Origin of the sequence: Tianweitania sp. (genome assembly GCF_032053605.1) — a bacterium.
In the GTDB taxonomy this organism is placed as follows: Bacteria; Pseudomonadota; Alphaproteobacteria; order Rhizobiales; family Rhizobiaceae; genus Tianweitania.
In genome coordinates this window covers 46,831-60,846 of record NZ_DAMBUH010000013.1, presented here as the reverse complement: position 1 = coordinate 60,846, position 14,016 = coordinate 46,831, and the positions used below count along the sequence as shown (strand labels likewise).

Annotated in this window: 13 protein-coding genes and 1 pseudogene; 9 read left to right on the top strand and 5 right to left on the bottom strand. The window is 57.5% G+C overall.

Annotation, left to right across the window (positions count from 1 at the left end; all coding sequences use genetic code 11):
- The 4 genes and pseudogenes from RTX98_RS05350 to RTX98_RS05335 all read left to right on the top strand — a co-directional run.
- On the top strand, positions 1-904 hold a 904-nt coding region (locus RTX98_RS05350; RefSeq protein ID WP_312795124.1), incomplete at its 5' end, for an amidase.
- A 214-nt stretch (positions 905-1,118) separates the two neighbouring features.
- A pseudogene (locus RTX98_RS05345) lies at positions 1,119-1,747 on the top strand (IS3 family transposase); the annotation flags it as partial.
- A gap of 706 nt (positions 1,748-2,453) precedes the next feature.
- The gene (locus RTX98_RS05340) at positions 2,454-3,698 is read left to right on the top strand and encodes an FAD-binding oxidoreductase (RefSeq protein WP_312795122.1); all 1,245 of its coding nucleotides are present in this window, start codon (positions 2,454-2,456) and stop codon (positions 3,696-3,698) included.
- A complete protein-coding gene (locus RTX98_RS05335) occupies positions 3,698-4,669 on the top strand; it encodes an ornithine cyclodeaminase family protein (RefSeq protein WP_312795120.1) in 972 nt (323 codons plus the stop codon). Before RTX98_RS05340 ends, RTX98_RS05335 begins: the two co-directional genes overlap by 1 nt.
- A gap of 235 nt (positions 4,670-4,904) precedes the next feature.
- On the opposite strand, the gene RTX98_RS05330 is transcribed toward RTX98_RS05335, so the two are convergent.
- From RTX98_RS05330 to RTX98_RS05320, 3 genes are read right to left on the bottom strand one after another with little or no spacing between them, the layout of a single operon-like run.
- On the bottom strand, positions 4,905-5,864 hold the full coding sequence (locus RTX98_RS05330) for a GlxA family transcriptional regulator (protein WP_312795127.1): 960 nt from the start codon (positions 5,862-5,864) through the stop codon (positions 4,905-4,907).
- A gap of 60 nt (positions 5,865-5,924) precedes the next feature.
- Positions 5,925-7,016 (bottom strand): glycine betaine/L-proline ABC transporter ATP-binding protein, encoded by a 1,092-nt coding sequence (locus RTX98_RS05325; protein WP_312795119.1) that lies wholly within the window; start codon positions 7,014-7,016, stop codon positions 5,925-5,927.
- Complete coding sequence (locus tag RTX98_RS05320) at positions 7,009-7,896, bottom strand: proline/glycine betaine ABC transporter permease (protein ID WP_312795126.1); 888 nt, start codon at positions 7,894-7,896, stop codon at positions 7,009-7,011. Before RTX98_RS05320 ends, RTX98_RS05325 begins: the two co-directional genes overlap by 8 nt.
- A 202-nt stretch (positions 7,897-8,098) precedes the next feature.
- Between RTX98_RS05320 and RTX98_RS05315 the strand changes: the two genes are divergently transcribed.
- Positions 8,099-9,097, top strand: coding sequence for a glycine betaine ABC transporter substrate-binding protein (locus RTX98_RS05315; protein ID WP_312795118.1), 999 nt, complete (start codon positions 8,099-8,101; stop codon positions 9,095-9,097).
- A 42-nt stretch (positions 9,098-9,139) separates the two neighbouring features.
- Here the strand turns inward: RTX98_RS05315 and RTX98_RS05310 are convergent, their stop codons facing one another.
- A complete protein-coding gene (locus RTX98_RS05310) occupies positions 9,140-10,126 on the bottom strand; it encodes a nucleoside hydrolase (RefSeq protein WP_312795117.1) in 987 nt (328 codons plus the stop codon).
- A 236-nt stretch (positions 10,127-10,362) separates the two neighbouring features.
- Here RTX98_RS05310 and RTX98_RS05305 point away from each other — a divergent pair, with 236 nt between their 5' ends.
- The 4 genes from RTX98_RS05305 to RTX98_RS05290 all read left to right on the top strand — a co-directional run bounded on the left by RTX98_RS05305 (position 10,363) and on the right by RTX98_RS05290 (position 13,594).
- Positions 10,363-11,196, top strand: a complete 834-nt coding sequence (locus RTX98_RS05305) for a transporter substrate-binding domain-containing protein (protein ID WP_312795116.1) — start codon at positions 10,363-10,365, stop codon at positions 11,194-11,196.
- Between the two features lie 98 nt (positions 11,197-11,294).
- On the top strand, positions 11,295-11,963 hold the full coding sequence (locus RTX98_RS05300) for an amino acid ABC transporter permease (RefSeq protein WP_312795114.1): 669 nt from the start codon (positions 11,295-11,297) through the stop codon (positions 11,961-11,963).
- Between the two features lie 151 nt (positions 11,964-12,114).
- Complete coding sequence (locus RTX98_RS05295) at positions 12,115-12,831, top strand: amino acid ABC transporter permease (RefSeq protein WP_312795112.1); 717 nt, start codon at positions 12,115-12,117, stop codon at positions 12,829-12,831.
- Positions 12,832-12,844: 13 nt separating this feature from the next.
- Complete coding sequence (locus RTX98_RS05290) at positions 12,845-13,594, top strand: amino acid ABC transporter ATP-binding protein (RefSeq protein WP_312795110.1); 750 nt, start codon at positions 12,845-12,847, stop codon at positions 13,592-13,594.
- Between the two features lie 73 nt (positions 13,595-13,667).
- On the opposite strand, the gene RTX98_RS05285 is transcribed toward RTX98_RS05290, so the two are convergent.
- On the bottom strand, positions 13,668-14,016 hold a 349-nt coding region (locus tag RTX98_RS05285; RefSeq protein WP_312795108.1), incomplete at its 5' end, for an aspartate dehydrogenase domain-containing protein.

Below are 14,016 nucleotides of genomic sequence, written 5' to 3'. Positions count from 1 at the left end.
GGTCGCGGTTGCGGCCGGCATGGGGCCGATCGCGCTGGGCACCGACGGTGGCGGCTCAATCCGCATTCCCGCCGCCTGCTGCGGCGTCGTCGGCTTCAAGGCGACGCTTGGCGTCATCCCGCACCTTCAGCTGCCCGACCTTTTCGGCGCCAATTCCTATGTTGGCCCAATGGCCCGCAACGTCGCCGATGCTGCCCTGCTCTTCGAAGCCATTGCCGGCCCGGATACGCGGGATCCTTACGGCCAGGCAGCCCACCAGTTGCATGAGGCGGGCAAAGTCTCGCTGAAAGGCCTGCGCATTGCCTACATTGCTAATGGCGGCGCCCGCGTGGAGCGTGAAGTCGCCGCCATCACGCGCAGCGCCGTCGAAAAGCTGGCGCGTGAAGGCGCGATGGTCGAGGAAACCGAGATCGACTTCAAATCCTACGAGCCAGTATTCCTGACCATGCTCCGCGTCGGCCTTGCCGCCCGCGCGGGTCCGGCAGTGAAGGGCCGCGAGGACATGGTGGCGACGTCGCTGATCGACACATTCGCCCTCGGTAAGTCCTACTCTGCCGTTGCCTTTTCGCAGGCGACGAACGCACGCACCCTGCTCTTCAACCAGTTCCAGGATCTCTTCGGGCGTTTCGACCTTATCGTCTCGCCGACGCTGACCGCCCCGCCGCTCCCGATCGACATCGACCCGACCGGAGATATAGAGATCGATGGCCACAACGAAGGCACGGTGCGCGGCGCTTGGTATCCATTCACCTTCCCTCAGAACCTTACCGGGCACCCCGCAATTTCGATCCCATCAGGTCGCACCTCGAAAGGCCTCCCAATCGGACTGCACATCTGTGCGCCATGGTATCGCGATCGGTCGCTTTTGAAGATTGCTGAACTAATGGAGCAGCGTCTGGGCTGACGCGACGCAAGGTAAGCGAGAATGGGTTCGCGACCTCATTACCTAGCTTGCCGTTTTGGCTGCACAAGAACCCGAGAACTTGATGCCGTAAGTTGAGCCCGAGTCCTACATGCAGTCTCACCCCTGGATGGTTGCGCAAGCGTAAAGCTACGCTGCAAGCAAAAAGCGTTGGGTATTCCCGCCAAAAAACGACGGACAATCGAAGGGGGGATGTACGGCGACGCTGCGATCCGAGGGTTGGACGGTGAACGCCAAACGTGTCGAGCGCATCTGGCGGCGGGAGGGGCTGAAAGTTCCCCAGAAGCAACCGAAGGGCGTCTCTAGCTTAACGATGGATCGTGCATCCGGCTTTGGCCCGAGCACCCAAACCAAGTCTGGTCCTATGACTTCGTCGAAGGCCGGACCCGTAATTGCCGGAAGTTCCGCATGCTCAACATCATCGAAGAGTTCACCCAAGAGTGCCTGGCGATCAGGATCGACCGCAAGCTCAACTCAACCGACGTCATCGACGTTCTGTCAGACCTGTTCATCCTGCGCGTTGTGCCTTGCCATGTTCGTTCCGACAACGGCCCGGAGTTCATCGCCAAGGCCGTGCGCGACTGGATCGTGGCCGTTGGCGCGAGGACCGCGTTCATCGAACCGGGAAGCCTTTGAGAGAACGGCTACTGCGAGAGCTTCAACTCGAAGCTGCGCGACGAACTGCTCAACGGTGAGATCTTCTGCAGCCTCGCCGAGGCAAAGGTCGTCATCGAGGCATGGCGGCGCTACTACAACACCCGAGAGGCCGCGCTCATCACTCGGTTACAAACATCCGGACCAGAGGCCATCGTCTGGCCGCCGTAGCCACCTGGTGCACCTCCATCATCGGCACAGGCGATGGCCCCAAAGCCGATCATGCATTAGGACTGAAGCCAAACCATCTTATGGGGTCAGGCCAGCAGAGACTCGGAACGCGTTCCTCCAATGCAGCAAGCTGAGCAACAGCCAAGTCGTCGGATGGTTGTTGCCTTACAAGGTCTGGCAACCGGCGTAGGGAGCTTTGTAGCTTCATAAACTTACGCTGGATATGGGCTGATGCAGGGCGTCCCATTGTGAACGAGCCCCCAAAATTTTTTGCTGCCCAGTCATCTATAATGGTTCCTTGGTCGGTATACCTGCATTCTTGGTTTTACCGTCAACTTGATGCTCGGCGTCGAAGGCCAATGAAATAATGTTAGCTCCGGCTTGGATGACGGGGGATGGATGCGCCGCTTACGGCAGTTGGTGCGACCACGTAGGACAAGGACGCGTCGCGGGATCAATACGCTTGTCGCGCCAGCTGAAATGCGCAGCGCGACGCTGCAAGTATCGACCTATTGAGAGACCCACTTATGCACTGAGGCTTACCCGGCTCATAAATGGCCTCTTCAATCGACCTGATTTTTGAGCAAAAAGGAACTTTTCTCGTTTCAGCAAAAAATTCTTTCAGTAAAGACTATAACTGATACATCCGATTTCTTTTTACAGCAGCGGGGTTCCAGTGCCAGATCTTAGACGGAATCGGACTACGGTGGTCATCGGTGGCGGCATCATCGGCCTGACGATCTGCATAGAGCTCCTTAAAGCCGGCCATCGGGTTATCCTTGTTGAACCTGGAGATGTTGGAGGAAAGCAGTCTGCATCTTACGGAAATGGTGCCTGGATCAACCCAGGCGCAATCATGCCTATATCAGTGCCAGGTCTGTGGAAGCGTGTACCTGGCTTTCTCCTGGACCCAACGGGTCCTTTCGTCATCCGCTGGCGTTACCTTCCGCAGCTTCTTCCTTGGCTTGCCCGCTTTATTGCGGCGGGGCGAAGTTGGGAACGGATAGAGAAGTGTGCAGCGGCACGCTTCCAGCTTTGTCGCGATACGGTCGAGGATCACCTTGCGTTGGCAGAAGAAGCAGGTGTCACTTCCCTTGTACGTCGATCGGGACTTCACTTTGTCTACCGCGACCGCTCTGAATATCTTCAAAATTCAAGAGAGTGGACTATGCGCATACGATTTGGCCTGCGGGTTAGCGAAATCAATCAGGCCGAACTCCGGCAATTTGAGCCCACACTCTCTGGAGACTATACTTTTGGTGCCAGCATTGATGACGGAGCCTTCCTTCTGGATCCTGGCGAATATTGCGCGGCACTGGAACGTCTCTTTATCAGTCGTGGCGGCGAGCGCGTCTGTGGATATGCTAGAAGGCTAAACACAGAGCAGGATCGTTTGAAGTCCGTACAAGTCGATCAAACAACTTTGGATTGTGATCGAGCTGTGATCGCCGCGGGTGCCTGGTCTGCCACCCTCGCCCGCCAAGTAGGCGACAAGATCCCACTGGTGTCAGAACGAGGGTATCATGTGGTCGTCGAGATGGGCGACGACATGCCCCGCAACACGCTCATGCCAAGCGACGGCAAGATGGCGGTAACGCCAACGTCGGGTGGCTTGCGACTCGCTGGGCAAGTCGAACTCGCGTCGGTTGACGCTGCGCCCGATTGGCGCCGTACGGACATCCTGCTCAGTTTCGCCCGCAAGATGTTCACTTCAAGCGCCGCCCAGAAGGCAAAGGTCGTGGATCGATGGATGGGCCACCGTCCTTCAACACCTGACGGTTTGCCTTCGATCGGAACAGCGACGGGTTGCCCGGACGTCGTGCATGCTTTTGGACATGGCCACTCCGGTCTCTGCCAGGCCCCTGCCACCGCGAAGCTCGTGCGTGCCTTGATTGACGGGACCCATCCGCCCTTCGACAGCGCTCCTTACATGCCGCAGAGGTTCCAGTGATGAGCGAGCAGTTGCTCTACCTATCGCGTTCTGACATCATTGAACTTGCTATAACTCCTGAAGAGGCACGTCAGGCCATAAATTCGGGGTTCAGAGACCATTTCGCGGGATTGAACCGCGCTTTGCCGAAAACTTCCTTGGATATTGGGCCCGGCCACGGTTTTCAGTCCATGTCGGCGGCATCTCAGGCGAAGCAAGCAGCCTGCATGAAATGGGTTGCAATGGCTCCTGTCGCCGCTGGCGGATCAGGACGCGGGATCAACGGGATCGTTTGCGTTAATGATTACGAAAGCGGAACGCCTTTGGCGATTATGGATGGAGACGAGCTGACCTTGATACGCACCGCAGCTATGTCTGCGGCTGCCGCTGCCTACCTTGCGCCCCCGGAGCCGCAATCGATTGGTATGGTGGGATGCGGCGAGCAGGCATATGCCCACCTCAACGCTTTCCGTAGCCTGTTCCCCAGCCTGAGTGAGATCATAGCCTTCAGTCGAAGCCGCTCGTCCGCCGAGCAACTTTGCCGAAAGGCTCGCGAACAAGGCCTGGATGCTTCGTACGCTGACGTTTCAGCAGATCTGCTTAGCCGATCCGACATCGTCATCTCTATGGTGCCAGGTGCGCCGGGACTCGAAGCCTTCCTTGATGCGCGGCTACTGCGCCCATCCAGTTTTGTATCGGCCGTTGACATAGGCCGTAGTTGGTTGCCCGACAGCTTCGCCGCATTCGACCGGCTCGCAACTGACAGCCTTGCCCAGAGCAAGGCACCCTATGACGTTAACGGAAAGCCCGTCTCAACTGCTCTCTTCGACAGCGATCTTGCAGGCTTGGCAGGGGGCGGCACTCCGAAGCGAGTTTGTGGCAAGCGATCTCTATTCTGCTTCCGCGGCTTCGGTCTTGGTGACCTGGCGCTTGCGGGCCTAGCGCTAGCACGCGCACGGGAGATGAAGATCGGAACCGTTCTACCCAGGTAGAGCCTAGGTCCGCGGTCGATGAGAGACCGCAGGCCAGAAGCAGCCGCTTTTGCAGCGCCCCATGTGCTAACGGATGCGAATAGGCGAAGGTGCCGCTTCTCTCTACGCTTGCGGCATTAAGCGCATTCAAGCTCTGCCCCAGCCATGTTGTCTGCAGCCATGGCCGGACTTGTATTCGGATTGCAAGGTAGCCGGATAAGCAGAAGATTGCTTAGTTTTTGCATTGGAACACCTTCTAAGCTCTTCCGCTCAATTTGAACTTGGAAGGCGACGATCCAGTGTGCTCGCGGAACGCACGCGCGAAATGCCCGGCGTTGACGAAGCCGCATTGATACGCGATCTCGGAAATCGGCAATTCAGTTTTGCGAAGGAGTGACTTCGCCCGCTCGATCCGCAAGGTCATATAGGCATGCCCGGGACTTATCGACAAATTCGCCGAAAACAGTCGCTCCAGCTGACGTGGCGAGCAGTTTGTCCGCGATGCGATCTCGCTTACCGCTAGAGGCTCTAAGCAGTGATTTTGCATTAATAGGAGGGCTTGCCGGACCTTGAAGTTCGACACCTCGCCAAACAGGTTCTTGCTGGGCTGCAAGTCTCGATGGGTCCGAATGCGATCAAGCAGCAGGATCTCGGCAGCTTTTTCTGCCTCGCGCTCTCCGAGCGTCTTGGCAACGAGGGAAGCGGCAAGATCTGCAGCACCCGCTCCGCCGGCGCAGGTCGTTCGACCCCTGTCTATCAGAAACAACCGATCGGCTATCGCTTGGACGGCAGGATACGCTGATTGGAAGTCGGCAAGGTGCAGCCAACTGACACATGCTTTGTAGCCGTCTAGAAAGCCGTGCTCGGCCAGCGCAAAAGTTGCTGTGCAAAGCCCTATGATCGGCTTCTTTGCGCCTGCTGCTTGTTGCAGGAAGGCGATCTGCTCGCGCCCAAGAGATTTTGCCTTTCCCAGCAACCCTCCAACCAAGACAACAAAGTCGAAGTTGCCGGCATGAGATAGTTCAGCGGTTGGCAGAATTTCCAATCCGCAGCTTGATCGGATCGGCAGTCCCCGTGTCCCGAGGACCTGCCAGTCAAATGCGATGCGCCGGCTCCGATCCGCTTCGTCGCCCGCCAGCCGCAACGTGTCCACAAAGAGCGAGAACGGAGAAAGGGTGAATTCGTGGATCAGAATGAAGGCGAAGCGTATCGTCATTTCAATCACAGCCCCGACTCGTCCAACTCTTCAGATTTCCACTGTGATCAAAGCGCGCGGCTAGATAGATTGGCTTGTTCCATCCTTGTCCAGCCCTCCGCTGCCGCGCGGTCCAATCATCGCGTTCATGACCTCGCGCAACGTAACAAGCCCGAGCGGTTTGCCGTCTGCATCCGCGACCTCCAGGCGGTCAGCGCCTGTGTTTCGCAAAACTAGACTCGCTTCCTCCAAGGTCGCTTCCTCAGAAATGGTCGGGGATGAGCTGGGACCTTCAGTTTTAGGCAACGTAGAAGTGATTGATTTCACCCGGATCACGCGGCCGTAATTGACCGTTTCCACAAAGCGCGTGATGTAATCGTTAGCCGGGCGCATCAGAATATCCTGGCTCGTGCCTTGTTGCACAACTTCGCCGTCTCGAAGAATAGCGATACTGTCACTCAGGCGTAGCGCTTCATCTAGGTCATGCGTGATGAAGATGATCGTCTTGCGAATTTCCTTCTGAAGGTCGAGAAGGACACTCTGCATGTCCACGCGGATCAGCGGGTCAAGCGCGGAAAAAGCTTCATCCATCAGCAGGATCGGCGCATCGTTGGTGAGCGCACGGGCCAGGCCGACGCGCTGCTGCATGCCGCCTGAAAGCTGGTTGGGGTACTTTGTCTCGAAGCCCTTCAGGCCGACGCGTTCGATCCAGCGCATAGCAGACTCAAGCTGTTGTGCCCGGGGTACGTTTCGGACCTTCAGGCCGTAAAGAGTATTTTCCAGCACGTTCCGGTGGGGCAGAAGGCCGAATTTCTGGAAAACCATCGCCGTTTTGTTGCGGCGGAAGTCACGCAGCTGACTCGCATCAAGCGAGACGACGTCAGTGCCTTCGACCAGAACCTGTCCCGCAGTTGGTTCTATAAGTCTGTTGATATGACGAATAAGGGTCGATTTGCCTGAGCCAGAGAGGCCCATAATGACCTGCAGCGACCCGGCCGCTACATCGATATTGATGTCTCGCAGCCCAAGAACCTGATTGTGGCGGCTCAACAACTCCGCCTTCGTCATGCCCTTCTTCACATCATCCAGATGCGCGGCGGACGACTTACCAAAGATCTTGTATAGACCCTGGATCTTCACGCTCGCCGTGTTGGTGTTGGCACGATCAAGCATGGGCCACCTCTAGGTGCTTCTGAAGCCGGCGGCCATAGGCCTGGCTCACGCGATCGAAGATGATGGCGATGCCGACGATGGCCAGCCCGTTGAAGACGCCCAGCGTGAAATATTGGTTCGAGATCGCCTTCAGCACTGGTTGCCCGAGCCCTGGCACACCGATCATCGCCGCAATGACGACCATGCCCAGCGCCATCATGATGGTCTGGTTGATACCCGCCATGATCGTCGGCAGTGCAAGCGGAAGCTGCACATTTGTAAGCATCTGCCAACCCGAAGACCCGTAGGCGTCCGCCGCCTCTACGACGTCTTTGTCGACGAGCCGGATACCAAGATTGGTCAGGCGGATGATGGGAGGGACGGCAAAAATGACCACGGCGATCAGACCGGGTACCCGGCCGATGCCGAGCAGCATGACAACGGGAATGAGATAAACGAAGCTCGGCATCGTCTGCATGACGTCGAGAACGGGGTTCAGCACGTTTTGCAGCCGGTCAGACCTCGACATCGCAATGCCGACGGGAATGCCGATTGCGACGGCAAGTATGGTGCATACCAGGATCATTGACACAGTCTTCATCGTGTCGATCCACATGCCAAAAAATCCGATCAGCAACAGGGCCATGACGCAGGCAATTGTAAGACGAAGGCTGCGGCTGGCGGCCCAGGCAAGACCTGCAACGACCACGATGATCACCAACCAAGGCGTATTCGTCATCAACCACTCGAACTGGATCAAGAGGTATTGCAACGGCCGGAAAAGGTCTTCGATGCCCGAACCATAGCTCCGCGTGAACGTGCGAAACCCTTCGTCGATGGACTTCTTCAGGGCTCTTAGCGAAGCGTCGTCCATCTGGGGGAATGACTCGATCCACTCCATACCCATTCCTTCCATAAGCTTGACAGCTTGTGTCGTAAGCCATGCATTTACATGCAAGATTTTGTATATCACTTGTATACTTGGTTGACACAATCCGGATCAAGCGTCCAGTGTCGCTGTTCATCGTTCTTGTGGCCAAGGCCTATGATTGTCGCTTCAAAGCCAAAGCACGGTGGATCAATCCTCACCTGAAGGCACACCAATGAACAGAAAACATCTTTTTCTTGCGCCCTTGCTGCTAACGCTCGGGCTTGCATCTCCCGCCATGGCCGATTGCGGTGAAGTCACGATTGCCAATATGAATGCCCAAACAGCGGAGGCCCTTGCGGCCATCGATGAATTCATCCTGACGAATGGGTTCGGTTGCAGTGCAAGCCAGGTTTCGGGCGATACCGTGCCTGCAATCACTTCGATGATCGAGAAGGGCCAACCGGACATTATCCCGGAAGCTGCCCTCACCGTGGTTCCCGACCTGATCAAGCAAGGCGTGGATGCCGGCGCGATTGTGGAAACGGTTGATCCTCTTTCCGGTTCAGGCGAGCAGGGTCTGTGGGTGCCAAAGGCCCTTGTAGACAAATATCCCGAAGTCGCCACGCTGAAGGGCGCGCTGGCGCATCCCGAATTGTTCCCCGATCCGGAAGATCCGTCAAAGGGCGCAATCTACAACGGAGCGCAGGGCTGGGGCTCGACCATCGTCACGGCTCAGCTCTTCAAGGCCAATAAGATCGCCGAGTCCAACTTCAACCTGGTGGATCCAGGATCCCTTGCGGGTCTCGACAGTGCTATTTCGCGCGCCAACGAACGCGGCACCGGCATCATCGCCTATTATTGGTCTCCGACCGGCTTGCTTGGACGCTACGAGATGGTGAAGGTCGACCTGGGCGTGCCTCACGATCCCCAGGAATGGACCCGGTGCAGCACTAAGGCTGATTGTGCCGATCCCAAGCCAAACAACTGGCCGGCGGACAGCAAGTTGACGCTTGTCTCCAAACCGTTCGCCGAAAGGCAGGATCCCGCAATCATGGATTACCTGAACAAGCGCGCGCTCGATCGCGACACGATCAATGAGCTGCTTGCATGGATGACCGAGAACCAGGCTCCAGGCGATGTCGCTGCCGAGCACTTCCTAACGGAGAAAGAAGCGGTGTGGTCGAAATGGCTTGCCCCTGATGTGGCAGCCAAGGTCAAAGAGGCACTTTGACAAAGAGGCTCCGCCGAATGCAGCGGAGCCTGTTCCTCTCGATCATCCCATCGATCGGAGGGCTTCCAACACCAACCGGTAGAAGCCGGCTGCATCCACATCGGTTAGCCAATGCACGTTGGCTGGCCGACCAGTGACTTCGTTGCGATCAACTACGGTTTGCCCGTAACACAGTCCGGTACCGGTCTCGACCGCGACGTTCCAGCGTTCGCCCTTGAAGAGATCAGGCTGCAGAAGCCATGCGATCACGGCCGGATCGTGAAGCGGGCGCGGTTTGTCTGCACGCGCGTAGCCGGCGTAGAATTCAAGCAGTCCAAGCAGTTGCCAGCTCACCTGACCCCCGATAGCTGCGACCTCCTCGATCCAGTTCAGGTCAACCAGCAGTTTGGTGGTGATGTCCAGCGAAACGACCACCTTCGGGACAGGCGAGCCGAAAACCCGATCTGCTGCATGCGGATCGGCGAAGATATTGAACTCAGCGACAGCAGACATGTTGCCGCCGGCAGTCTGCGAGCCGCCCATCAAGACCACCTGAGCGATCCGGCTTGCCAGATCCGGGCGCTTGGCCAGGACGAGCGCGATATTGGTCAAGGGGCCGAGAGCGCAGATCGTTACCGAGCCAGGCGCCTCTGCGTCCAACATCTCGATGATCCAGTCTGGCGCGAAGGAACTTCCCAGCGGTGTGGATGAAGGCGCCAAATCCCAGCCTTGCATGATGCCATCGCCGTGGATCGCTTCCGCGAAGATCGGCTGCGCAACGAGGGGTGCCGGTGCGCCTTTGAAGACTGGTATGTCCTCGCGCTTGGCAAGCTTCAGGATCTTCTGCGCATTGGCGGCAGTATGATCGACAGCGATGTTTCCCGCCACAGCAGTAATGCCTAGGACGTGAAGGCGCTCATGATGCGCCAACGCCAGGATAATCGCGAACGCATCGTCTTGGCCCGGATCTGTGTCGATGATGATGGAGCGTTTCGACGCTGAAGCCGTACTAGCTGCTGTTTCGGAGGAAATCTCCGTCTGCTGCTTCATTGTTCCTTCCTGCATTAAGATCGTCCGGCTGGGAATATAGCCGCTTCTAGCTCCACCCATGTCGTCCGTCCAATCGATCGGGACGCTACAAAAACCCCTCTTTGAAGCTACAATTATCATATTTCATCTTTGTTTTGCCGCATCTACGGTCCCGGGTAACCACGGTGTCCGGCACAAGCCGTGCATCAGCGCACGGTTTGACCAGGCTGAGCGCGGCAAAAAGGGGAACTTTGTTCATGATAAAGATGCTCGCTTCCGTGCTCGCGGGAGCAATCGCGCTGATGCCTGTCGCATCCTATGCCGATACCTGCTCCAACGATGGCCTTAAGCGTATCGAATCGCGCGGCAAGCTGGTTGTGGGCGTAAAGGCCGACTACAAGCCGTTCGGTTACCGTGACGAAAACGGCAAGATCGTCGGCTACGAGATCGACATGGCCCAGAAGGTAGCCGATACGCTCGGCGTCGGCCTGGAACTGGTGCCGGTCATCGCCTCGAACCGCATGCAGTTCCTGCAGCAGGGTCAGATCGACCTGATGATCGCGACCATGACAGACACGCCCGACCGTCGCGCCATCGTCGGTATCGTGGGTCCGAACTATTACGCATCCGGCACCACAGCCTTGGTTCCGAAGGCTCTGAAAGTCACCAAGTGGGACGATCTGCGCGACAAGCCGGTTTGCGGCAATCAGGGCTCCTTCTACCTCCAGACGATCGAGCAGAAATACGGCGCCAAAATCCTGGCTTTCGGCAATGCCGCCGAGGCCAAGCAGGCTCTGCGCGACAAGAAGTGCGTCGCCTTCGTTTACGACGACACCTCCATTCGCGCCGACTTCGAAGCCGGCGGCTGGGATGACTTCGAGATTCCGCTTCAATCCGAGGATTTCACGCCCTGGGGCATGGCCGTTGCAAAGGCCGACGAGAAGTGCGCGTTGGGCGAGCTCGTCTCCGGTCTTCAGTACAATTGGCATCGTGACGGTTGGCTGATCGATCTCGAAAAGAAGTGGAACATGCATCCAAGCCCTTATCTCGTGCAGATGCGCGAAAAGCTGGCTGATCCGCAGGCTAAGTAAGTCAGCGCTTCTGCATGACCGATTTTCAGGCTTTCTTCCGGGACCTCGCAGCGTCGTCCCCGGAATGGAACTTCATCTGGTTGTATGATGCGCGCCAAATGGCGCGTATCATATCCGGCATCGCGACGACCATCGAACTCAGCCTTCTGTGCCTGGTGTTCTCGGTTGTGATCGGCGTGCTCGGCGCTTGGGGCCAAGGTTCCAAGAGCCGCATCATACGCGCTCTGGTCAACGGTTATGTCCAATTCTTCCGCAACACTCCGCCCCTGCTGCAATTGCTGTTCTTCTACTTCGCGCTAGGGCAGTTTACACCCAGCTACAGCCCTGACGGCTGGCTGGAAGTGCCCATCATCTCCAACTTCGGCTGGGCCGTCATTTCGCTGTCCTTCTTTGCCGGCGCGTTCAATATCGAGATCTTCCGAGCGGGTGTCGAAGCGGTGCCGAATGCCACGCTCGAAGCGGCAGAATCCTTGGGCATGAGCAGGCTGCAGGCTTATACCAATGTGGTGTTCCCGCTGGCCTTGAGGACCCCCATGCCGGCTCTGTCGGCCAATCTGATCAACCTCGTAAAGACGACCAACCAGGCCTTCGCGATCGCGGTTCCCGAACTGCTTTACCAGTCCGTGTCGATCTGGAACGACTTTCCGTCTGCCCAAAAGCCGACGATGCTGCTTTTGCTCGTTTCGTATCTCACGCTTGTGGGCCTGCTGTCGCTTGGCATCGCTTTTTGCGAACGCAAAATGAGGATCCCCGGCTATGGCATCTAGGAATTCATCCAAGCATGGAAGGCTGGATGTGCTCCCCGTCGCCAAACCATTCCGCCTTAACACAGCACTCCCTGACGAGGTGCACCTGGCCCGCTGGCTCGGGAGCCTGCCGCTGACATGGGTCTTGCTCTGCCTGGCCTTATGGCCAACCATGGCCCTAGCTCAATCCGGCGTAACCGCATTCAACGCGTTTGAACGGCTGCTGCGATGGATCCCGTTCCTGTTCATGCAGGGCTTTCTGTTCAATGTTCTGATATCGGTCCTGGCTATGGCGATCGGCACCGTTCTCGGTGTCTTGCTGGGGCTCGGGCTAACGTCACGCACGCCGCTGATCCGCAAGCCGGTCCAGGCTTACGTGGCCTTTTTCCGCAATGCGCCCTGGCTTGTTCTGCTTTTCATCATTCTTCTGGCTTTCCCGTTCCAGGTCACGCTTTTCGGCTGGGTGATCCCGGTTCCAGGCTGGATGAAGACGGTCATCGGCCTGGCGCTGCCTGTTTCCGCGAACATTGCGGAAGTCGTGCGTGGCGGCATCCAGTCCGTGCCGACCGCTCAATGGGAAGCTGCGGAGTCGCTTGCTTTTACGCGTCAGCAAACGATGTGGCAGATCATTCTGCCGCAATGCGTTAAGCGCATGCTGCCGCCATGGATGAACTGGTACGCAATTCTTACCATGTCGACGCCGCTCTGTTCGCTGCTCGGCGTGAACGAGGTGATCAGCCTGACCCGTCAAGCGATGGAATCCGAAGGCAACCGGCCTGAGCTTCTGGTACCTTTCTACGGGTTCTGCCTAATCCTGTTTTTCCTATACTGCTATCCGATCGCGCGTTTCACCAAGCGACTCGAGCGCAAGTTCGCCGTCAAATCATGAAGGGCGCGAAAGCATGACCTCCTGGACTGCCGACCAGCCGATCGTTCGTATCCACGACGTTCACAAATCCTATGGCCACATCGAGGTGCTGAAAGGCATCAGCATGAACATCATGAAGGGCGAGGTCGTTTGCATCATCGGCCCTTCCGGTTCAGGAAAATCGACTCTGATCCGTTGCATCAACGCCCTGAACGACATTCAGCAGGGATCGATCCAGGTGGAAGGGCAAGAGGTTCACGATCCCAAGCTGGACAAGCTGGCACTGCGCCGCAAGGTCGGCATCGTCTTCCAGCAATACAACCTCTTTCCCCACAAGACCGCGCTGCAGAACGTGATGATGGCGCCAATCAAGGTGCTGAAGGAAAAGCCTGCGGAAGTGGAAGCGCGCGCGCGCAGCTTGCTCAAGAAAGTGCGGCTGGAAGGCAAAGAAAACCAGTATCCCGGCGAGTTGTCAGGCGGCCAACAGCAACGCGTTGCCATTGCCCGCTCGCTTGCCATGCAGCCGGATGTCATGCTGTTCGACGAAGTGACTGCGGCTCTCGATCCCGAGACCGTCAAGGAAGTTCTCGTTACGATCAAGGATCTGGCCGCCGAGGGGATGACCTGTATTCTCGTCACGCATGAAATGAACTTTGCGCGCGAAGTGGCCGACCATGTTTATTTCACGGATAAGGGCCTGATCGTCGAAGACGGTCCACCGGAGGTCCTCTTCACCAACGCCAAAGATCCGCGTACCCGCAGCTTCCTCAACCAGCTGCTTTGATGCGAGCTAAGTGCGCACAGCCCAACTGATTAAGGCAGCCGTGACCACCGTGAGCAGGCCACGGCTACCTCTCTTAGACGTTGGCGATCGCAGTTTGCCCCAGGATCCTTTGCAGCGATCCAACTGCCGACTTCGGGGTATAAGCGCCTGTCACGCCGCCAAGTGACATCGAACTGACCGTAATGTCCCATTGCAGCGTTTGCCCGGAAACGGCAATGTGATGCTTCATGGCCTTTGTGTGGGGATCGGCGACAACCACGCTTCGCGTCCGATCGAAACCGATACCTGCAAGGGCAACCGCCGCGTGAACATTGACGTTGCGTGGAAAGCGCGCACAGGCGTCCCTTGTCGAACCCTCGAAGACGATACCCCTTGCATCGGCGGCTTCTCCCCGGCTTGGGCCGCTCTTCGTCCTGGTAATG

Excerpts from the sequence above, each read along its gene's own strand:
- RTX98_RS05335 (WP_312795120.1), top strand. The coding sequence starts at position 3,698 with ATGAGCGAGCAGTTGCTCTACCTATCGCGTTCTGACATCATTGAACTT.
- RTX98_RS05330 (WP_312795127.1), bottom strand. The coding sequence starts at position 5,864 with ATGACGATACGCTTCGCCTTCATTCTGATCCACGAATTCACCCTTTCT.
- RTX98_RS05325 (WP_312795119.1), bottom strand. The coding sequence starts at position 7,016 with ATGCTTGATCGTGCCAACACCAACACGGCGAGCGTGAAGATCCAGGGT.
- RTX98_RS05320 (WP_312795126.1), bottom strand. The coding sequence starts at position 7,896 with ATGGAGTGGATCGAGTCATTCCCCCAGATGGACGACGCTTCGCTAAGA.
- RTX98_RS05315 (WP_312795118.1), top strand. The coding sequence starts at position 8,099 with ATGAACAGAAAACATCTTTTTCTTGCGCCCTTGCTGCTAACGCTCGGG.
- RTX98_RS05310 (WP_312795117.1), bottom strand. The coding sequence starts at position 10,126 with ATGAAGCAGCAGACGGAGATTTCCTCCGAAACAGCAGCTAGTACGGCT.
- RTX98_RS05305 (WP_312795116.1), top strand. The coding sequence starts at position 10,363 with ATGATAAAGATGCTCGCTTCCGTGCTCGCGGGAGCAATCGCGCTGATG.
- RTX98_RS05300 (WP_312795114.1), top strand. The coding sequence starts at position 11,295 with ATGGCGCGTATCATATCCGGCATCGCGACGACCATCGAACTCAGCCTT.
- RTX98_RS05295 (WP_312795112.1), top strand. The coding sequence starts at position 12,115 with ATGGCCCTAGCTCAATCCGGCGTAACCGCATTCAACGCGTTTGAACGG.
- RTX98_RS05290 (WP_312795110.1), top strand. The coding sequence starts at position 12,845 with ATGACCTCCTGGACTGCCGACCAGCCGATCGTTCGTATCCACGACGTT.